Below are 20,649 nucleotides of genomic sequence, written 5' to 3'. Positions count from 1 at the left end.
TCCTGGTCATTCAAACAATTCTTTATGCAGTTTCTGCACGATGTCGTTACTGTCCTGCTCATTGACCAGAAACGACATATTGTGCGGGTTGGCACCAAAGCAAATCATTCGCAGGTTGTAATCGTGAACCGCGGCAAATATCTTACTGGAGACACCTTTCGCCGTTTGCATGTGATTACCCACTACCGTGACCAAATCAAATCCTTTCTCCACCTTTACGTCACAGATGGTTTCCAGTTCTGCAATGGTTTCTTTATTGAGTCTGGAAGCAACGGAATTTGCCGGGTTGTCCAAGGTAAATGACACTGAAATTTCCGAAGTGGTGACCAAATCAACACTGAGTTTGTGCTTGGCAATTATGCCAAAAACCTGTTGCAAGAAGCCCTGTGCATACATCATTTTAGGCGTTTTCACCGTTACCATCACTTGTTCTTTACGGCGGGTAATCGCACGATAGGGGGGTTCATCCTTGCAATCGCGCATTATCCAGGTGCCGCCTTTTTCAGGGGCTTTGCTGGACCCAACGAATACTTTAATGTCTTTGCGCAGAGCCGGCTCCATAGTTGCCGGGTGAAGTACCTTAGCACCGAAAGTAGCCATTTCTGCGGCTTCTTCGAAGCTTAATTCTGGTAGTGGGTAAGCCGCGGAAACAATACGAGGGTCAGTGGTATACACCCCGGTAACATCGGTCCAGATTTCACAGGTATCAGCGTTTAACGCCTCAGCTAACAGCGCTGCAGTGAAATCAGAGCCACCGCGCCCTAATGTGGTTGTTTTACCTTCCTCATTTGCGCCAACAAACCCCTGAGTTACCACAATAGCATTTGCCATCTCAGGGCGCAGAAGTTGCTCAGACAGTTGAGCAATGTCGTCTAACTGTGGAACAGCCTCGCCAAACTCGTTATCAGTGCGCAGTACTTTTCTTACATCAAAGTTCAAAGTCGCTACGCCCTGCTCAGCCAGTACAGCAGAAAACAATAGTGAAGACATGCGCTCGCCCATGGAGAGAAGCTGATCCTTAAGATCGTCCCGATGCAGAATTTCTTCGTGATTAGCCAGGCCCCGCAACTCTTCAAACAAATCCTCCAATTTCGACCCTGTGCTGGCTTTGTCTTTTAGCTGATTTAGTACTGCCAGTTCGATATCAATTATTGCCTGGCAGGTCTCTTTGATTTGTTCGCTTGTCATGGCGGTGTGAGCAATACTCACCAGATGGTTTGTTACACCCGCCTGCGCACTGACCACCACGATACGGGTAGCTTCGTTACCTGCCACAATACGAGCACAGTTTTGCATAGCTTCATAGGTAGCAACGCTTGTACCGCCAAATTTGGCGATATTTAAAGAGATAGTCACGGTTAACTCCGGTTTTCCCAACACGTTTTCGTGTTACAGTTTGACATTAATGTGGTCACCCACGCGAATGTTATTCGCGGCAAACCACCCTTGGTTCATTTCCAGCGCGTACATCACCGCTTTAGAAGCCCCCACAGAAGTTAAATCGTGGGGCGTCATCGGTTTTATATCTGTTATCACGCCATTTCTGTCGATAAATGCCACATCCAAAGGTATGAAGGTATTTTTCATCCACATGCTGGCTTGCCGTTCGGGTAAAAATTGAAACAACATACCGCAATCTTCGCACATGGACTTTTGAAACATTAATCCACGGGCTCGCTGTTCAGGTGTTTTTGCAAACGCCACCGACAAAGGTTGACCGGCGATGACAATGGTTGCAGATTCAAACTCCACAGCCTCCTGGGCTGCAGTTTGACAGGCAGCCAACGTCACACAAAAAACCAATAGCAGATTTCTAAATACCATGACAAATTTCATTATCTCTTCCTTGTCAGCACAAAAAAAGCCGGCCCCTCACGGAGCCCGGCCTGCTAGTTTATACGCCAAGTCAGGCAACATTCAACGTCGGAATGCTATTCGCTCTTGCATCAGCGTCTGCTTTGTCAAAAACTTTTCATTTTATCGAAGTTCAAACAGCGATGGATGAACTCGAGGGGAAGTCGGTGCGTAACAGAAAGACTGCATGGTCAGTAGACAGATTTTTATTTAGGTTTTATCTGTAACAGTGCTGCATCGTCACCGTCTGATAACAGATATATATTTCCCTGCTTATCAGTAGCGATATCTCTTAAACGCGTTTGAATAGTGGGAAATGGTTCAGTTTGGGTGGGCTTTGAAGACTTTATATTTACACTAATCAAGGATTTCGCTTTTAGGGTTGTTATCAGTAAGGTGCCCGTTAACGCTTCAAAAGCATTATTTTCATACAGAATCATGGCAGACGGCGCAACTGATGGGCTCCAATTGAAAAGAGGAGCAGCCATACCTTCATATTCAGTAAAAGGTGAAATTCGCGCACCTGAATAATCCAACCCCAGTGTGACAACTGGCCACCCGTAATTTCTCCCTGCCTCAAGTAAATTAATTTCATCACCGCCGTCGGGACCATGCTCGTGCAAATAGATATTTTTGGTTTTCTCGTCTACGAGCAACCCTTGTGGGTTTCTATGTCCAAGTGTGAAAACGTACGGTGCGGTTGGAATAGGGTTGTCCTGAGGCGCAGCCCCATCTTCACGCAAGCGCAATACCTTCCCCAGTTGGCTATCCAGCCTCTGTGCGTGTTCACGATAATCAAAACCGTCTCCCACTGTGACTAACCAGGTACCGTCATCCAATACTGCCAACCGACCACCGTAGTGTACCGGTGTGTCTTTATCCGGTGCGACGCGAAAAATAACTCTTACATCCGACAATGTATCGTTGGTAAATCGGGCGCTGGCAACGGCAAGATGGTTGCGCTGAGACGTAGCTTCAGAAAACGTGAGTAAAACTCTGCCCGACAATGCAAAATCCTGAGTCAGAGCAATATCCAGCAGGCCGCCCTGCCCGGCTACATATAAATTATCCAGGGGGACTGGCAAACGCAAAAGCCCTTCTTTGCCACCCAGCACAACCACATTTCCTTCGCGCTCCGTTATAAGCCAACGCCCGTCAGGTAAAGATGTCAATGCCCACGGCTTTCTAAGGGGTTCTGGCGATATGCTTGTGACTTCGTAATTTATATCCTGCGCATGACTACTAAAAATACTCCACAAACAGACAAGCACAACGTAAAACGCTTTATTGACTTTACCCATTGTCACTCCCATGGAAACCTTGTGTTATCACGCACCTCATGAAATGATGCGATAATAGTAAATAAACAAACCATTGCTGTTTATGAAAATTGTCCGTGACGCAGTATTCTGGCAGGCATTTTTGCTTTGTTGGGCATGCACCTACCTATGTGCCAGTGTGTTTCATACCCAGATGGTGCTGCATGAACTATCGAAAATCAACGTGGTTATTGCTTTGGAAGATCGGCTCTTCACAACTGTGTACGATCTGTGGGGGTTGTTGCCAGCCTATGGGTCGGCCATCGCAGTGGCACTTTTTATCGCACTGTTGGTTACTGCCAACCTCACTCAACGATTTTCTCGCCGTCCATATCTCGTCCCCATTGCTGGTAGCGTCGCAATGCTCACCATGCTACTCGCCATGTACCCAATTATGAACATTACGCTTATCGCCGGTGCAAGAAACGCCACTGGACTGAGCCTTCAAATGCTTGCCGGCGTATTTGGTGGGCTGGCTTTTACTACTTGGTATTCAAGGAGACACAAGACAAAAGACGCTTAGCCTCTATAGTTTCGTCGTCTTAATAAATATGCAATTTTGAATAGTATAGGCTTCATCAAGGCGCAATCCTAAAGCAGGTAAGCTATCCAGGACTTCCTCACGGGTGTAGGGTCGATTGAGAATACCAGTGCGCTGACCGTAATCATTCACCTTCTTACTTATCTTGTTCATGAAGCCTTCACCTGGATACAAAAGCACATTCATATACAAGGTACCACCAGGTTTTAATACGCGACAAATCTCTACCATCGCCTTTTCAATATCGGCAATGGTGTGATAACCATTCGGTAGGTTAGCAGAATCGAAAGAGGCATCCGGGAAACTCATGTCCCGAAGATCTTCAATAGCAAGTTCAGCACCCTTGAGTTTCTTTTTCGCACCACCCATTAAGGCTTTTGAGTAATCGACTCCAACAAGGGAGAAATTCTGCTGAGGATGTTTTTTACGGGCGTGTTTCATACAGATTTCTGTGAAAGTTCCTGTACCAATAGCACACTCAAGGTGACGGCCTTTAAGATTTTCAGCGAAGAAACGCACTTGTGAATTCAGTGTATTACGATAGGCAAGAGTAAGAATAAAAAATCCGCGAACATCGTATAAAACCGGCGTCAGGTTATAGCTATTTTCGTTAATGTTACTTTGGTCAGACATATGTTTTGCCTTGTTAACTGGCCCGAGTGCAATATATTTTCACCAAGCCATTGTAAATAGTAAGCCTCATAGCATCGTGAATTAGAACTTTACCTCAACAATGACTTCTTCACAGAATGATTGACGATACCTACGCCATGAAAAGAATACGGATGCTACCAATGTACTTGCTGACAGCATAGTTGGCAGACTGCTTATAGTAAAGTAACCGTACTTTCTTAACGCAAAAAAGCCGGTTGCAAGGAACCGGCTTTTTTAAGTCGCAGTGTATTGAATTTTCAATCAATACAACCATGATCGCGTTTTAAATATCAGCTTGTAAGCGCTCTGATTGCGTCTTTTCAGTCTCAACGAAACGCTTCCACTGCTGTGCCATCGCCTTACTCTTCTGATGTTTTTCAGCTTCAGCTAACTCGTTGAGCGCCAGCGCATATTGCTTCTTATTATAAAGCGCCATGCCCTTGATAAGATAAACAATGCCCGGGTTTCTCAAATCGCCTTTCTGCACTGCGTTATCCGCAGCAGTGATGGCGTCATCCCAACGCTCTGCATTGAGCAGGATTTGCGCAAGTTGCGCATCCAGTTCACCGTCTTCAGACAGTTCAGCTGCTGACTGCATCACAGGAATGGCTTTGTCCTGTTCCTTCGCCAGCGTCCAGCTTTGGCCCAGGAAGCGAAGGTTTCGAAGATTTTTCTCCAGTGCACCTTGATCCATCGCTTGTTCCATTAGCAAAGCGCCTTTGTAAGGTACCTTGTGGTAATAGTAAAGCTGAGCGAGGTTAAAGATATCGGCCGCAGACTCAATGTAGCCTTGCTGATAAGCCGACTCCATGATAGCTAATTGCTTGCGTTCCTCACCTAACTCACCGTACATACCTGCAAGCTGGATCCAATACTTGGGTTCATCAAACAGCTTAACCAGCTTAACCAGGACGTTTTTGACCTTTTCCGGCTGCTTTAGCTCATAATAAATCGCCCGCTGTAAAATCAACCAGTTTTCATCAGGGATCATGCCTTGTGCTTCGTGATCGGCAATGGCTTGGGTAATAAACGGCTCGGCTTTTTCGTAATCTTTATTCTGATAATAAGCCTGCGCTTTCAAAATTAGATTTTTCGGAGGAACAGGGCCTGGATTCAGCGACTCCCAACGTTCGAGATACTGAATACTCTTGTCGTAATTACCTTGCATAAGGTTTAGTTGCGCCAGACTAAACAGAGTTGTCATTTCAAACTTCTCTGGTATAGGTTGCTGTTCAACTACCTGGGCAAAGGAATCCAACGCTTTGTCGTACTGCTCGGCATTGTAATAAATAAAGCCGTAGAAGTTATACATCATGGCCCGTTCGTAGCTGTTCATGGAGTCCTTTTTGTCTTCCACTTCGCTGAGAATTTCGATTGCTTCGTCAATCTTGTCCTCATCGGCAGCTGCCTGGGCACGAGCCAGTTGCTCGTACACCTTGGAACGCAGTGTAGGTACCTTACGGGTTTTCTTATCGCTGGCTTTTACTTCCTGGGCCTGCACGCTGGTCGAAACTAAGGTCACAGATAAACAGGGCACCAATAAAGCAGCGGAAAGCGAAACCGCACTAAGCAAACGTTTAGATAATATCATACTCATATTATTTATCCGTCAATTTGGAAGGTGATACGGTTCTGCACGCCAGATACTTCTGTGGCTTCACCATTGACAACCCGAGGCTTGTATTTGAACTTCATTGCGGCATCCATTGCTGCTTGCTCGAATATCCCTTGCGGGTTAGCTTCCACAACGATAGGGTCACGGACTGTACCTAATTTCGTTACTGTAAATTCAACAATAACAAAACCTTCTATGCCTCGTTGTAGTGCTCGACGGGGATAAACCGGCGCAACCTTAACGATAGGCAGATACTCTCCATCACCCGATTCAAGAGCTAAACCACCATCCAGTGCGACTTCAGCGCCCACGTCACCACCAAAATTCATGGAGGTACCAGACGCGTCCGGAGACGGTGAGTCCATTTGCGGTTGACTCATTTGAGGCGGCGGCTCCTTCGGCGGGGGTGGCTTACGAGGTTTGCGGTCTTTTTGCTCGACCGTTTCCTCTTTTTTAACCCTTACGAAGTCAAGCACACTGCCTTTTGGTGGCTCGGTTAACGCACTTCCGCCCATCTTGATAAGGGATTGCATCAAGAAGAACAGACCCAGCGTAATGGCCAGCGAAATGACAAATGCGATGATAAATCGTGGCATGGCTTATGGCTCTTGTGCTGCGATTGAAACTTCGTATACGCCTGCCGAACGGGAGGCATCCATCACTTTAATTAGTGTATCTGTTGTGGCTTTCTGGTCTGCCTGAATAACCACAGTGCCCTGTGGATTCTCAGCATGCAGTCGCTCGATGTTCGCCTGTACCGCGCGTACATCAACACGACGCTTGTTAATCCAGATTTCACCCGTATCAGATATGGCGATAAGGATGTTTGCTCTATCCTGCTTAACCGCTGTTGCCGCTTCAGGACGATTAACATCAATACCCGCTTCTTTTACGAAAGAGGCGGTAACAATGAAGAAGATAAGCATGATAAAAACAACGTCCAGCATGGGCGTCATATCAATTGTTGCTTCTTCTTCGTCTATCAGATTTTGAAAATGCTGCTTCATAATTGGATTCCTGACAGAAAGGCCTAGCCTTTGCGATCAATAATTAAGGCGTCTTCTAAGTGTGAGCGTTCTGTTTTAACCATGCGGTTTAACCAGGTAGAGGCAAAAACCCCTGACAATGCTCCAACCATACCCGCCATTGTCGGGATGGTGGCTTTCGACACACCAGATGCCATAGAGCGGGCGTTACCCGAGCCTGAAATGGCCATTACATCAAATACTTCAATCATTCCGGTTACAGTACCCATCAGACCAAGTAGCGGACACAGTGCCACCAACGCCTGAATGATGGGGATACTCCCCTGTAACCGTATAGTCAGGCCAGAAATCGTCTTCTGTCGAATTTGCGCTGCAAACCAGGAAGAGCGATCCTGACGAGCTTTCCAGCTCGCCACGGCCTGCTTTTTGAAGTTTTTGTGCCAGATCAGCAGGTACATCGCACGCTCGAGAATAAGTAACCACATGATAAATATCAGTAGACCGATGACCAGGAGTACCTGGCCTCCTGTCTCTGTAAAATCACGTATGGCTTCGAGAAATGCGATCATGGCTTAGCCCCGCTCAGCGCGCTCTGCGATAACACCAGACGCCTGCTCTTGCAGTACGTACACGATATTCTTACTACGGGTATTGAGCATGGCGTAAAGTAATGTCATAGGAATTGCTACAACCAGACCAAGTACCGTAGTTACCAATGCGGTTGAGATACCACCAGCCATCAGTTTAGGGTCACCCGTACCAAACAAGGTAATTGCCTGGAAGGTGTTAATCATACCGGTTACCGTACCCAACAGACCCATCAGAGGCGCAACAACTGAAATTATCTTGATGATAGTCAGGTTACGACCTAATTTTGGTACTTCGCCTAGAATCGCTTCAGTCAGGTGAAGTTCTAACGCCTCAACATCTGCATTTGGGTAATCTTCACGCACTTTCAACACGCGACCAAGCGGGTTGTCAGTTTTGATTTCCTTACTCTTGAGCTGCTTGTTCACTTTGCCGTTAATCAGGGTCAGGCTAATCAGACGCTCAAGGGCTAACAACAGGCCAATAGCACCAACAATTAGGATGATGTAACCCACTTCACCACCTTGCTCTACACGCTCTTTTAAGTCGGGCGCCTGAACGAGGAGGCCGAGGATAGAACCGCCCGTAGGGTCGATACCGAACTGTACGAGGTCGCCATTTGACGCTTGAAGCTCAGCAGCAGAGCTGCCGTAGCGGTCAGCAGGCTGGCGAATAAGTTCAGCTACCGTGCCTGTGATGCCGTTGAAATCCAGGTATTTGCCGTCAGAAACTAACGCGAATGGACCTACTCGAACTACGTCTTTATTGACTTTCTGGCCACCCGCTTCAACGACTGAAGTCTCAAAGGTAGTAACCTTGCCTGACTCAGTCATTTCACGCTGAATCTCAAACCATACGCGCTCGATTTCCTCAATAGAAGCCAGTTTAGAGCTCTTGCCCATTTCCTGTGCCATGTTGTCGAGAAATTCTGAACGTCCTGGAATTTGCGCTGAAATAACAGAGTTTTGGAACTTGCTCTTAGTATCCCCAGCTACCTGCTGAAGTACACCAAACAGTTCTTTCAAAGAACCCAATCGCGTATCCAGCGCCTGATTTAAATCAGCCAGCTTAAACTCGTTTTCTTCAAACTGCGTTTCAAGGGATTCAGAGTTCGCCAGCATTTGATCACGCTTTTTGCGTGTATCAGCAAGGATTTGATCCTGCTGCGCGCGCTGGGCCATGAAGTCCTGCTCGCGTTGTTTGTTTTGTTGAGACTGAGCGAACTGCCCTTCTTCAAGCTGCTTTAGCAGTGCGTCCAAATCCAGTGCACGCTCATTTTCTGCTACTGCACCGAAGCTCAATGTTGCTGCGGTCAGACCTGCCGCGAGCCATTTAATTTGTTTAAACATGATCTTTACCTCTTAGTCCGTGATCGCTACAGGCAGCATTAACAGGTCTGGGGCCAATTGTTTCTTGGCCATACGCAGACCTTTTGTGATCTGTGTACGATAACTGCTGTCCAGCTCTTCCCACTGACGTGTTTGTTTGTTCCAAACACCTTGACTGCTTGCATCACGTGTTTGGTAAATCAGCGCTGTACGACCCAAGCGCAAGAATTCAACATCACGCTCAGAACCGTCGATTTTGTGAATACCGCTGTAAGCTTCCATTGTGCGGCCGTAATCCATTTCAACCTGATAGGCTTCCATAACGCGGCGAAACTTCTCTGAAGGCGATACGTCAGCACGGTCCATCATAGATTTAAGATCTTCAATACGCTTGCTGCGCTCTTCTGGCAAGAAAGGCACATCCAAAGCAACGAACTGCTCCAGGCCGTCAATCATGCGAATCATCAAAGGCGTAATCTGGCGCTCGATAACGGAAACTTCATCAATTGAAGCGTTCAGATCAGCCATTTCCTGTTCCTGGTTGGCAATCTGCTTGCGAAGCTGGTTGTTGTAAACTTCCAGACCTTCGATTTCCTTATTCAAGGTTTTAAAAGCCTGAAGTTTGTTATCGATTTGGTCAGCGATGTTGTTAATTTTGTCTTGTGACTTAGCCGCACTTTCATTAATTTTTGCAGCCTCATCGACAACGGGTTTCAAGACATTATCGTCTTGTGCCATGGCGGAAGTGGCCGTCAGGGCACTCGCCAGCAGCAACGAGTTGAAAAGCTTCATACATTCAAACCTTACTGTTAAAAGAAATCGGCACGTGCCGACAATAAAAAATTCTGCGCGTAGGATAGAAAGTTTCCATGACAGTTTTATTACATAACTGTCATATTTCCATTGTCATAAATAGTGCTGGAAAGAATGGAAAAAGAGCCGCATCAGCGGCTCTTTCAGAGTTTTTAGAAATCGTATCGATACGATAAACTAAAGGCTGTGCCTCGTGTTTCGCTTCGAAGAAGTGTATCTTCAAACTCAATTTTCTTTTCCTGATCAAGCATATTCTGAACTTTTAATGTGACAGTGGTATTAAAATCAGGATAGTACTTATAGACCAAGTCCAGAGAGTGGAAAGGTTGCTCAAAACTGTCGTCGAAGAAGTCGATACCAGGAATGAGGATCCTTGGTCCAAACACGTTGTAGACCAAAGAGGCTGAATGCTCGCCGTTATCTGAATCATATCCTAACTGCATGTTAACCACATACTTGGAGTGACCCGTTAATCTGCGTTCAGTATTTGTGATTGCTGCAGATACGCCTGTTTGCTCAACGATTTTCTGGAAGTCGAGTTGAATTTCAGAGTCAGACAAGGTCACGTTTCCGGAAAGGAACAGGTTGTCCCAAACGCCGTCACCGAACACTTCCAGACCTTGTAAAAACTCTATTTCCACACCGTACAGTTCACCAGATTCAGCATTCGCAATGCGCACCAATGGCGGACCATCCTGTGCAGGGGACTGCACTGATTCAATAGGGTCGGTCATATCTTTGTAGAACAAGCCTACAGACAGGTTGTTGCCCGCTTCGCGATACCATTCCCAACGAACGTCGTAGTTCTTAATAGCAGTAGTTCGAATACCTGGCGTACCACCTATAGGAAACTCAGTTAGTGGATCGATATAAGTCGCAGAAGACACTTCACGCAAATCCGGGCGCACTACGGTTTCACCGTAGCTAAACCTGAGCTGCATATCGTTTTCCATAAAATAAGTCAGGGCCAACGCAGGGTATAAATCATCTTCCTGGAATGCTAGTTGCAATCTGTCTTCATCGTCCGCGATATCAATCTGATTGGTACGAGGGTCAAAAGGCACAACCGCCTGACGGAAGTCTTCGTAACGAACACCACCGCTTATGCGCCATTTGTTATCAAAGAACAAATCAGCTTCAAAATAATAAGCATCTACTTTTTGCGCAGCAGCGTAATCATCACCGGCAATTGTTGTATCCCGAAGAATGGGCACATTAGTAAAGGTTGCAGTATCCAGTACGCTGTCACTAACGATATCAGCAAATTGAGAACCCACGAGGTCGTCACTGGATTCAAAAGCACGGGTATTAACGTCGAAACGTCGGTTTTCAGCATTACGGAACTTGCTCATGAAGTTACCGCCTGCTTTGAACTCCATTTCCCACTTGTCTATGGTGTAAGGGAGATTGAAGTTATAACCATAGTTTTCTACGCGATCGTGCAGTTCCTGGAAAGTATAACGAGCCGCAGTGAAAGAGTTACTCAAACTGCTTTCTGTTTCCTTGTCATAAATACCGTCGAGATTGTCATCTTCCAGCAGGAACAACGCATTCATATTACCTGGTGCATCACGTAAAGAGCGCCCAAGTGAATATTTCCAGTCAAAGCCTAAAAACCCTAACTCAGGGAATGTGTGCGTTCCGCGAACCTGGTTGGTAAATAACTTACGCTCTTCGTATTGAATATTGTATTCACGAATTCGCTGGTTATCAGACAAGGTTATGTTTGCGGTATTACCAACACGCTCCTGAATCTGATCGCGGGTGTCGTTCAATACCACTACGCTATAGTCGATGCGGTGTTGACGATTATAATCAATACCCACATTCAATAAAGTTGACCATTTCACTGACGCTTCTGTGGTATCTACTTCATCGAAAAAACGCACCATGCGAATTTCGTCGCCGTTGCGCAGTGGTTGCTCACCGATATACTCTTCTGATACATCCGTGTCTTTGTTGTAGCCAACGGAAGCGAGAAAACCAAAACGCCAGTCGTCGTTGTAATCAAAACTATTACCCAGTGAAAGGTTGGCACCAAAATCCGGGCCGACACTCTCCAAACGTGGGTCGTAATCGCGATTCACATCTTTTAACAAGCTAACGGCTTCATCCTGGGATAAGTTATCGAGAAAGTTCTTTTGGTCCCAGCGCTCGGCGATGGAAGCGGGAACTGCACGAGTACCATCATCTTCGCCCATCCAATCGTCACTGCCACCACTGTAGGTGTACGCATCGTCGAAATTATTCGTATTCGAACCAATACTGCCCTGCATATTAAAGACAAAATCAGATGGAATGGTTTTAAGACGAATATCAACGTTACCACCACCAAAAGATGCAGGCATTGAAGGCGAATATGACTTCTGTACAGACAAGCTTTCGATAATGGAAGCGGGAAATAAATCCAGCGGAATAACGTTTCTGGTTGGGTCAGGACTCGGTACAGCCAACCCGTTTAACTGTGTAGATGAGTAACGCTCACCAAGACCACGTACATAAATAAACTTGCCGTCTACCAGAGTCAAACCGGTCACACGACGCAACGCTGATGCGGCGTCCGAGTCACCAGTACGGGAAATTTGTTCCGCACCCATGATATCAGCAACAAAGGCCTGGTTTTTACGTTCTTCCATAACGGCGGTAGCCGTTCCTTTTAATCGGGTTCCTGTTGCAACCACTTCCTCTATGACATCTTCTTCCTGGGCGATTGCAGGCGCAGCAGTGGCTGCAACAGAAGCCAAAATAGCAAGGCTAAGTGGTTTAAGCGGAAACCTGTTTGCAGGCTTTTTCATTGTAAACCTCGTGGAAAAGCGTTCTTTCATGGCAGCAGGAGATCCTGCTGCCCGTAATACTTAAAAAGCAAGCACGCTACTTCATACTGCAACGTGCTTGCTTGCTAGGTGAGATGTGGAGTGATTACTCCAGACCAACAGTCCAGCCAGCAGTCCAGTCGTTGTCGGCAGATACCGCACCAACGAAGGCTGCATTGTCGAAGAACGTGTCACCAGTCCAGTCTTTAGGTGTTACCGCATCAGTATTAGAGAAGACACCGTTAACAACGTCAGCTTGAGTAGCAACTACCGCGTTACCAGCCATGGTGTTTTGGAACCAATCAGACAGGTCAACCGCGCCGTCATCATTCTTGAAGTTCTCGCCGTTCTCACACGCAATTACAGAATTTGTGAAGGTGATAGTGCCGTCAGCAAGATTGGCTTGCGACTCAGCTACGTTTTCAACTTCAAAACACTCACCCATACCTGCAGGACCTGTAACAATAACGTTAGACAGTTGTGCGCCAGTACCTTCGCGAAGGTATACGCCTTCTGAATCATCGTCACCGTCAAAGGTGTTACCAATGATAGTCAGGTTGGAGATAGTTGGGTTCGATTGTGGCGCTAAATCAGGTGTAGAACCATCGTTGTCAGCCTCAATACCACGGTTTGCATCAGAGTTGTCTGTCGCTTGACGGACTAATACGTACTGCATACGCCCCATGAAACCATTGTCCCAGTCGATGCTGTCATCCTGAATGTCTGTTAGTACAAGGTGTTTAACATCAACATTACCACCGAAGAACTCAACACCGTCATCAGCATTTTTGTGCACCTGTACGTATTCAACAGTTGTACCAGAACCTACACCACCGAAGGTAATACCGTTAAGTTCGTTATCCGGTGCGATTTCGAAACCACCGTGCATTACGCGAACATAGCGCAATGTACCAGAGTTATCTTCTGTGTCAGTTCCGCCAAATACTGCACCTTCCTGAACACCTTCAACTTGCAGCGCACAATCGCCAGTAGTAGGACACTTGTTAGACGGTGCATTACCCAGAATTACCATACCGCCCCACTGACCAGCAGCACCGGCATCAGATACAATGTCGTCCGCAGAAGTGAACGTTATAGGATCATCTGCGGTACCTTGTGCGTCGATTTGCGAACCACGGCTTACTACCAGGTAGTCGTTACCAGAAGCGCCGTAAACAGTCACACCAGGCTCAATAGTCAGAGTTGCACTATCCGTGTTGTCACCGCCAACGAAAACCGCACCAGACAATGCGTACATATTGCCTTCGGTAAGGGTCAAGTCAGACGTGATACGACCGCTAATTTCACAGGTAGTCGTTTCACCATCAACAGATGAAATAGTAGTTGTGTTCGCAGGACAGCCTGATTCTGAAGTGACAACACCAACAGTACCGCCACCGAAACCAAACGCCCATCCCTGACGCCAGTCGTCAGTACCAATGGCACCGATAAAGTCAGTTGCATCGAAGAAACCGTCAACAGCAGATGCATCCGTACCCGCACCCAACAGAGGGCTGTCAGAAGTAGGAGAGCCGTCATTATTTAGAGAGATTGCTTCAGAAACACTGTTACCAGTCTGGGTATTTAAGAACCAGTCTTCCAGGTCTACTGCGCCATCATCACTCTTGAAGTTTTCGCCATTGTTACAAGCGAGTACAGAGTTTGAAATCGTAATTGTACCGTCAGCTAGGTTAGCTTGTGACTCAGTGGAGTTTTCCACTTCAAGACACTCACCCATGCCATCAGTACCGGTGATAACCATATTGTAAATCTGTGCACCAGTACCTTCGCGTAAGTAAACCCCTTCAGAATCGTCATCACCGTCAAAGTTGTTTCCGATGATAGTCATGTTAGAAATCATCGGGTTAGACTGAGGGGTGATATCAGGAGTAGAGCCGTCGTTATCAGCTTCAATACCGCGGTTCGCGTCACCGTCAGCACGGTCGTGCTGAATATATACGTACTGTAGCTTACCTAAGAAGCCGTTATCCCAGTCGACACTGTCGTCCTGGTTGCTGGTCAAAACCAAGTGCTTAACGTTTACACTACCACCAAAGAACTCAACACCGTCGTCCGCGTTGGCGTGTACTTGTAAGTAATCAACTTCAGTACCGGAACCTACACCACCGAAAGTTACACCGTTTAATTCATTGTCAGGGGCAATTTCATAACCCGCATACTTAACAACAACATATTTCAGAATACCTGAAGAATCGGAAGAATCTGTACCACCAAAGACAGCACCTTCTTCTACACCTTCAACCTGAAGTGCACAATCACCAGTTACCGGGCATTTGTTTGAAGGCGCGTTACCAAGAATAACAATACCACCCCATTGACCTGCACCAACTTCATCGCCGGTTACATCGGCATAAGAAGTGAAGATGATTGGCTCATCAGCAGTACCTTCTGCTTCGATGTCAGAACCACGGCTGATTACCAGATAGTCATCACCAGAACGACCAAATACGATTGCGCCTTCTTCGATAACCAGTGTTACGCTGTCGGCATTGTCACCGCCAATGAAAACAGGACCTTCCAGAGCCCAAACAGTGTCGTTAGTCAGGGTGATGTTGCCTTGATCGTCTGCGTCGTCAGTATCAAGAGTGCCGCTTAAAGTTCGTACTTCAACGTCAGTACCCAGGGCTGTAGAAACTTGTGTAGACAAAAAGGTACTAGCTTCACCAGGTGCTGTATCTGTATCGCCTGTGTCACCGCCTGTATCGCCGCCTGTATCGCCACCATTACCGCTGTTATCAATGTTGGTCGTTGTGCTGTTGTCGATATCACCTTCGCTGATATTGATATCGCCGCCACAGCCTGCTAATACGAGTGCAGTTGCGATCGCAGAAGCCTGAAATAAGTGCTTGAGTTCCATTTGTCTCTCCAAGTGCAGATATAATTATGGATTTAGAAAACGCTGGAACTTTACCTAAGCTAAATGACACATTTGTTACACTTGAGCGCTGTAACAAAACTTTCATATGAAAATGGGTTAACATTTAACTTTTTTTGTACTTTAGTATTAGTGGGTGACTTACTTATTGATTTTGCATAAATTTGTAATCAAGGAATCAATAGTAGTGCTATTAGTCAGGTTTACTAATTGTTTATCAAACAAGAAAAAATCCACGGGTCGGTGAAAAAACATGACACTATTATGACAAAGCAGGCCGCATTATTTTTGTTCCAGCATCCTTACCTGACGAAGTAACACGTCTTCTCTAACGGAAAAATACCCATCCCTTATTACCTGTTCCTGACCTTGCTTTGACAACACATAGCGGATGAACTCTCGTTCGAGTGTGGGTAGCGGTTTACCAGGCGCTTTGTTTACTACGAGATATAAGTAGCGGGCGTAAGGGTATGTTTCGTTGCGAACAGACTGGGTTGTCAGAGGAATAAGTGTGTCCGGGGTCTCACCAATTGATAGCGCTTTTACTCCCGCAGTTTTGTAGCCATAGGCCGCATAGCCCATACCGTTTTTATTGGTGGCAACACTTAACACTACCGAGGCTGAGCCCGGCTGCTCATTAACCGTTGCGCGAAAATCTCCGTCGCACAACGCCATGATTTTAAACAGACCGTAAGTACCCGACACTGAATTACGACCAAACAATCTGATAGGTGTTTGGTAATCTTCTCCGGGTATATCAAGCTGTGACCAATGTGTCACCGCTGTGTGTGAACCGCAATAACGTGTATTAGAGAATATTGCGTCTATTTGTTGCAGTGTCAGACCTTCTACGGGGTTTCGTCTTTCTACAAATATCGCGATGGCATCCATTGCTACCCGTAGCACCGTCGGTGGATATCCATGAGCACGTACGAAATCACGGACTTCGCTAGGCTTCATCTCTCTACTCATAGGGCCGATGGTGGCGGTGCCCTCGGTTAATGCGGGCGGCGCGGTAGAAGAACCCGAGGCTTGAATCTGAAACTTGACCTGAGGGTACATTTCGCGAAATTCCTGAGACCACAGCGTCATTAAATTCGCCAACGTATCCGAGCCCACAGACGTAATTTTTCCGGCGACCCCGGGGCTGCGCTGGTACTCTGGCACATCATTTGACGAGGCTGCATATGAAAAAGCAGAAACGTGCAACACACCTATTGCAATCAATATCCACGTAAACTTCATAGCTGCTCCGAGATTAACTCATGATCTAGTAAAAAAGAAAAACGACTACCCTGCCCCAAGCTGCTCTCTATCTCGAGATGAGAGTTGTGATGGCTGAGAACGTGTTTAACTATAGACAAGCCCAACCCTGAACCGCCGGTTTTCCTTGAGCGCGCTTTGTCTACCCGATAAAAACGCTCTGTTAGTCTGGCAAGGTGCGATTCTTCAATGCCATCGCCATTATCAACAACGGCAAACCTGACATCATCGTGTTCCCGTTGCCAGTAAACATTTATCTCGCCACCTTTAGGAGTGTAATGCACGGCATTAAAGACCAAATTTGAGCATGCACTTCTCAGTTCGGTTTCAACGCCAAATACTTTCAGGGTATCGTCTATGTGAAACTGAATGTTGTGCTGTTTGTCTTTATTGAGAGTAGCCGCTTCTTTTTCCAGTTGTCTTAACATGGCAGGCATGTTGACGACGTTCTCATAAATGCGTTCTGAACTGGCTTCAATACGTGACAAAACAAGAAGATCTTCGATAAGGCTTTGCATTCGCTTAGTTTGCGAACTCATCTCTTTAACTGCTTTCATCATCAGTGGATTATCTTCATCTTCCGGCAATATTTCCAAATATCCGGAAATCACCGTCAGAGGTGTTCGCAATTCATGTGACACATTGGCAACAAAGTCTTTTCGCATTTCTTCTAACTGTGACACCCGGGTGACATCCCTGGCGATGAGTAAAAGGTGCTCATCGCCATACGGCATAATACGGTATTCAAAGGTTTTACTGGGGTTAGCTGGCGCGGGCACTTCAATAGGATGATGAAAATCACCAGCGTGAAAATAAGCAATGAATTCTGGATGGCGGATGAGATTATCCAGTCTTCTGCCGGCGTCACTAGGCCATTTTAAGCCAAGTTCAAGGCGTGCTAGCCGGTTACACCAGATAATACAGGCTTTGGCATCAACCACTACTGCGGCATCGGGTAACGCTTCTGAACCTTCCCGAAAGCGTTTTACCAATTCGCCTAACTCTTTGCGCTTGTTTCGGTTTCTGCGTTGAAGATAGTAAATACCCTCGTAAATATGTTCCCATACCCCACTGACCGTGGGCGGTGACATTTTACGACTATGCCATAACCAGCGATTAAGCTTATACAACTGCCAATAGTTTATAATGAGAAGACCAACTGCGCCCAACGACACGGCGAATAACATGTCATCCATATATAATCCAACCAGCGCAAAGATAAGCAAATACGCAAACAAGCGAATCGCACTTCTAAGCCAGGAAAATGGATAATACATAATAACAAGCACGCCTGCTGATTGATGGAAGGTTTATTGTGTCAGGGGAGATGGCAGCGTGCAATGCACGCATATCACAAGCTACATTTTAGTAGAAAAACGATAACCCGCACCACGTACAGTCTGAATCATAGCATCGTGCCCGTGTCTTGAAATCGCTTTGCGCAAGCGACGAATATGCACGTCTACAGTGCGATCTTCCACATATACATTGGTTCCCCACACATTGTCCAATAGCAATTCCCGACTGTACACCCGCTCTGGGTGCGTCATAAAGAAATGCAGGAGTTTGAATTCAGTAGGCCCCATATCGAGAGGATCAGTATTAGCCATCACGCGATGCGAAATAGGCTCTAATTTCAAGCCGTTAAACTCAATAGGTTCTTCACTGGATGTGGGAGTAACACGGCGCATCACGGCTTTGATCCGTGCAATGAGCTCCTTCGGCGAAAAAGGTTTTGTGACATAATCATCTGCACCCGCGTCCAAACCGCGGATCTTGTCTTCCTCTTCTCCCCTGGCAGTAAGCATTATCACCGGGATATCACGGGTAAACTCATGTTGCTTTAAACTTTTCGCCAACTGAACACCCGAGCCACCTGGCAGCATCCAGTCCAATAAAATTAAATCCGGATAAGGCTCGCAAATTTTTTGCTGAGCAACATCGAAGTCTTCGGCCTCGATAGTCTCAAAACCCGATTGCTCGAGTACAAACTTTAACATTTCACGAATAGGGGCTTCGTCTTCTACAATTAAGACCGTTCGAGACATGACTATTTTCCTGCTCATAACAAAATCGCCGCTATTATTAATGTGATCTGTGACAGTTTTATTAAAACGATTACAATTATGTGTCAAGTAAATTACGCTTTTTTATGCTTTTGTAGAATAGGGTTACGCTTGTTAATTCGTTTTTTTGTGCCTATTCTTGTACGTATATTCACCAAAAAACATTAAGGGCAATGCTGCATGGCCACGGTAAAGACAGGGTTGTCGCGAAAACTTCTCACACGTGTGCTGTCTGTCTACTTTATACTCACGTTGATCGTTACTGTAGGCCAGATTTTCACCGAGTACTTAAGTACAAAAAATCACATTGAAAGTGAACTCCGAACACTTAAAAACACTTTTGCGGAAAGTCTGACCCGGGCAAACTGGGAACTCAATAAAGTACAAGCCCGTATTATTTCTGAAGGGCTTACAAAACTGCCGATTGTAGAAGGCGTCAAAGTCAGGGATGAAAATGGCGATATAATCGCCGACGAAGGACAAACTATCCCGACTGCAGACGAGCCCGTTCGTTCCGGCGTTATGAAAGATCACGCCGGTGGAATATTTAGTTACAGCTTCCCACTTATTTTTGAATTTTCCGGGCGTCAGTCTTATGTTGGTGATGTTACCCTTTATTCAAGCTTTGACATCATACTAAGTCGGATAGAAGTAGGTATATTCTTTCTGATTGGCAATGCCATAGTGAAAACCACGTTCCTGGTTTTTCTTTTCATGACAGCTTTTAAAAACATGCTATCCGAACCATTGGCTGAACTCACGCAGCAAATGACCTCTTTCGACCCAGACCACCCATCGGAATCGAAAGTCAAAATTACTGCTCGTGAAGATAACGAATTACGACTCCTTCAGGAGTCCTACAACCAGGTTATAGACGATTTAATCACTTCACAGTCGTCCCTCAGAGGGGCACAACACGCGCTTACCCAAGCGAATAAAAAACTTGACGATCAGAACCTTATTCTGGAACAGGAGGTGGCCAAAAAAACCGCCTCCCTGTCACAGATCATGCTCGATTTAGAGCTACAAAAAGATGAACTCATCGCCAATCAAAGAGAATTAAGACAAGAAAACGAGAATCGGCAGTTTATCGAAGACGAGCTACGCAAGCGAAACAGTGAACTTGCCAAGAACATGGAAGTTATGGAGTTGATGAAAGATCAACTGGTAGACTCAGAACGCATGGCTTCGTTGGGAGGGCTTGTTGCGGGAATTACTCACGATGTAAACACCCCACTGGGCGTGAGTGTTACCGCGGCAAGCTTCCTGCAAGAGCGCTTACATTCATTGCGAACCAATTTTAACGACAAAAAGTTGTCGACCAAATCAATGGACGAATACGTTCAGGAGTCAGAACAAACCCTGGCGCTCTTACTTACCAACTTAAGCCGTGCGTCAGATTTAATCGCCAGCTTTAAACAGGTTGCCGTGGACCAAACCAGCGAAGCCGTCCGCCTGTTCAATCTCAATAATTATTTGCACGAAATATTGCAATCATTGCACCCTACGCTAAAGAAAACCAAACACAGTATTACTCTGCATTGCCCTGCCGATCTGGAAATAAAATGCGCGCCGGGTATTATTGCTCAAATTACTACAAACATGATCATGAACTCCCTGACCCATGGTTTCACAAAGACACAAGACGGTGAAATCACTATTGAGGTAACACGGGATCAAGACATGGTTGTCTTTGAATACAGCGATAATGGTAATGGTATGGATTCACAAGCTTTAAGCAAACTCTTTGATGCATTTTACACTACGCGTCGAGAAGAAGGTGGAAGTGGTTTGGGAACACATATCATTTATAACCTGGTCACGCAGAGTCTCAATGGCACCATCAGAGCATTCAGCGAACCTGGCGAAGGCCTCAGATATATCATTACATTTCCAAGATCTCGTTAGTACAC

The 20,649-nt window shown here is 46.1% G+C and carries 17 protein-coding genes; 2 read left to right on the top strand and 15 right to left on the bottom strand.

What is annotated here, in order from left to right; translation table 11 throughout:
- Positions 1-6: 6 nt before the first annotated feature.
- From lysC to ACXACM_RS07940, 3 genes are all read right to left on the bottom strand, one after another.
- Positions 7-1,356, bottom strand: coding sequence for a lysine-sensitive aspartokinase 3 (gene lysC / locus ACXACM_RS07950; protein ID WP_474820936.1), 1,350 nt, complete (start codon positions 1,354-1,356; stop codon positions 7-9).
- Between the two features lie 33 nt (positions 1,357-1,389).
- Positions 1,390-1,836 carry a DUF192 domain-containing protein gene (locus ACXACM_RS07945; protein ID WP_474820934.1) on the bottom strand — a complete coding sequence of 149 codons (447 nt, stop codon included), beginning with the start codon at positions 1,834-1,836 and terminating at the stop codon, positions 1,390-1,392.
- Between the two features lie 224 nt (positions 1,837-2,060).
- Positions 2,061-3,155 carry a PQQ-dependent sugar dehydrogenase gene (locus tag ACXACM_RS07940; protein WP_474820933.1) on the bottom strand — a complete coding sequence of 365 codons (1,095 nt, stop codon included), beginning with the start codon at positions 3,153-3,155 and terminating at the stop codon, positions 2,061-2,063.
- Positions 3,156-3,237: 82 nt separating this feature from the next.
- Between ACXACM_RS07940 and ACXACM_RS07935 the strand changes: the two genes are divergently transcribed.
- Positions 3,238-3,696 carry a hypothetical protein gene (locus ACXACM_RS07935; RefSeq protein ID WP_474820932.1) on the top strand — a complete coding sequence of 153 codons (459 nt, stop codon included), beginning with the start codon at positions 3,238-3,240 and terminating at the stop codon, positions 3,694-3,696.
- Between the two features lie 3 nt (positions 3,697-3,699).
- On the opposite strand, the gene ACXACM_RS07930 is transcribed toward ACXACM_RS07935, so the two are convergent.
- From ACXACM_RS07930 to phoB, 12 genes are all read right to left on the bottom strand, one after another.
- On the bottom strand, positions 3,700-4,347 hold the full coding sequence (locus ACXACM_RS07930; RefSeq protein WP_474820930.1) for a class I SAM-dependent methyltransferase: 648 nt from the start codon (positions 4,345-4,347) through the stop codon (positions 3,700-3,702).
- A 304-nt stretch (positions 4,348-4,651) separates the two neighbouring features.
- Entirely contained in the window at positions 4,652-5,965 is a 1,314-nt protein-coding gene (locus ACXACM_RS07925) for a tetratricopeptide repeat protein (protein ID WP_474820929.1), read from the bottom strand.
- Between the two features lie 5 nt (positions 5,966-5,970).
- Positions 5,971-6,579 (bottom strand): energy transducer TonB, encoded by a 609-nt coding sequence (locus ACXACM_RS07920; RefSeq protein ID WP_216024557.1) that lies wholly within the window; start codon positions 6,577-6,579, stop codon positions 5,971-5,973.
- A gap of 3 nt (positions 6,580-6,582) precedes the next feature.
- The gene (locus ACXACM_RS07915) at positions 6,583-6,990 is read right to left on the bottom strand and encodes an ExbD/TolR family protein (RefSeq protein WP_216024558.1); all 408 of its coding nucleotides are present in this window, start codon (positions 6,988-6,990) and stop codon (positions 6,583-6,585) included.
- A gap of 23 nt (positions 6,991-7,013) precedes the next feature.
- A complete protein-coding gene (locus ACXACM_RS07910) occupies positions 7,014-7,538 on the bottom strand; it encodes a MotA/TolQ/ExbB proton channel family protein (protein WP_474820928.1) in 525 nt (174 codons plus the stop codon).
- A 3-nt stretch (positions 7,539-7,541) separates the two neighbouring features.
- Complete coding sequence (locus ACXACM_RS07905) at positions 7,542-8,906, bottom strand: MotA/TolQ/ExbB proton channel family protein (protein WP_474820927.1); 1,365 nt, start codon at positions 8,904-8,906, stop codon at positions 7,542-7,544.
- A 12-nt stretch (positions 8,907-8,918) separates the two neighbouring features.
- Complete coding sequence (locus ACXACM_RS07900; RefSeq protein ID WP_216024561.1) at positions 8,919-9,677, bottom strand: DUF3450 domain-containing protein; 759 nt, start codon at positions 9,675-9,677, stop codon at positions 8,919-8,921.
- Positions 9,678-9,850: 173 nt separating this feature from the next.
- Positions 9,851-12,493 carry a TonB-dependent receptor domain-containing protein gene (locus tag ACXACM_RS07895; RefSeq protein ID WP_474820925.1) on the bottom strand — a complete coding sequence of 881 codons (2,643 nt, stop codon included), beginning with the start codon at positions 12,491-12,493 and terminating at the stop codon, positions 9,851-9,853.
- 124 nt (positions 12,494-12,617) lie between these two features.
- Positions 12,618-15,389, bottom strand: a complete 2,772-nt coding sequence (locus ACXACM_RS07890; RefSeq protein ID WP_474820924.1) for a hypothetical protein — start codon at positions 15,387-15,389, stop codon at positions 12,618-12,620.
- Positions 15,390-15,689: 300 nt separating this feature from the next.
- Entirely contained in the window at positions 15,690-16,652 is a 963-nt protein-coding gene (locus tag ACXACM_RS07885) for a PstS family phosphate ABC transporter substrate-binding protein (RefSeq protein ID WP_474820923.1), read from the bottom strand.
- A complete protein-coding gene (phoR, locus tag ACXACM_RS07880; protein ID WP_474820921.1) occupies positions 16,649-17,947 on the bottom strand; it encodes a phosphate regulon sensor histidine kinase PhoR in 1,299 nt (432 codons plus the stop codon). Before phoR ends, ACXACM_RS07885 begins: the two co-directional genes overlap by 4 nt.
- A gap of 81 nt (positions 17,948-18,028) precedes the next feature.
- On the bottom strand, positions 18,029-18,718 hold the full coding sequence (gene phoB, locus ACXACM_RS07875) for a phosphate regulon transcriptional regulator PhoB (protein ID WP_474820920.1): 690 nt from the start codon (positions 18,716-18,718) through the stop codon (positions 18,029-18,031).
- A 198-nt stretch (positions 18,719-18,916) separates the two neighbouring features.
- Between phoB and ACXACM_RS07870 the strand changes: the two genes are divergently transcribed.
- On the top strand, positions 18,917-20,644 hold the full coding sequence (locus ACXACM_RS07870) for a sensor histidine kinase (RefSeq protein WP_474820918.1): 1,728 nt from the start codon (positions 18,917-18,919) through the stop codon (positions 20,642-20,644).
- Positions 20,645-20,649: the final 5 nt, after the last annotated feature.

The organism is Alteromonas sp. AWQ4_252, from assembly GCF_056158205.1.
Note: the sequence above shows the minus strand (reverse complement) of the source record. Positions and strands in the feature narration are given on the sequence as shown.

Coding starts and splice junctions, on each gene's coding strand:
- ACXACM_RS07925 (WP_474820929.1), bottom strand. CDS start 5,965: ATGAGTATGATATTATCTAAACGTTTGCTTAGTGCGGTTTCGCTTTCC.
- ACXACM_RS07935 (WP_474820932.1), top strand. CDS start 3,238: ATGAAAATTGTCCGTGACGCAGTATTCTGGCAGGCATTTTTGCTTTGT.
- phoR (WP_474820921.1), bottom strand. CDS start 17,947: ATGTATTATCCATTTTCCTGGCTTAGAAGTGCGATTCGCTTGTTTGCG.
- ACXACM_RS07910 (WP_474820928.1), bottom strand. CDS start 7,538: ATGATCGCATTTCTCGAAGCCATACGTGATTTTACAGAGACAGGAGGC.
- ACXACM_RS07915 (WP_216024558.1), bottom strand. CDS start 6,990: ATGAAGCAGCATTTTCAAAATCTGATAGACGAAGAAGAAGCAACAATT.
- ACXACM_RS07895 (WP_474820925.1), bottom strand. CDS start 12,493: ATGAAAAAGCCTGCAAACAGGTTTCCGCTTAAACCACTTAGCCTTGCT.
- ACXACM_RS07945 (WP_474820934.1), bottom strand. CDS start 1,836: ATGAAATTTGTCATGGTATTTAGAAATCTGCTATTGGTTTTTTGTGTG.
- ACXACM_RS07930 (WP_474820930.1), bottom strand. CDS start 4,347: ATGTCTGACCAAAGTAACATTAACGAAAATAGCTATAACCTGACGCCG.
- phoB (WP_474820920.1), bottom strand. CDS start 18,718: ATGTCTCGAACGGTCTTAATTGTAGAAGACGAAGCCCCTATTCGTGAA.
- ACXACM_RS07905 (WP_474820927.1), bottom strand. CDS start 8,906: ATGTTTAAACAAATTAAATGGCTCGCGGCAGGTCTGACCGCAGCAACA.
- ACXACM_RS07885 (WP_474820923.1), bottom strand. CDS start 16,652: ATGAAGTTTACGTGGATATTGATTGCAATAGGTGTGTTGCACGTTTCT.
- ACXACM_RS07890 (WP_474820924.1), bottom strand. CDS start 15,389: ATGGAACTCAAGCACTTATTTCAGGCTTCTGCGATCGCAACTGCACTC.
- ACXACM_RS07940 (WP_474820933.1), bottom strand. CDS start 3,155: ATGGGTAAAGTCAATAAAGCGTTTTACGTTGTGCTTGTCTGTTTGTGG.
- ACXACM_RS07920 (WP_216024557.1), bottom strand. CDS start 6,579: ATGCCACGATTTATCATCGCATTTGTCATTTCGCTGGCCATTACGCTG.
- ACXACM_RS07870 (WP_474820918.1), top strand. CDS start 18,917: ATGGCCACGGTAAAGACAGGGTTGTCGCGAAAACTTCTCACACGTGTG.
- ACXACM_RS07900 (WP_216024561.1), bottom strand. CDS start 9,677: ATGAAGCTTTTCAACTCGTTGCTGCTGGCGAGTGCCCTGACGGCCACT.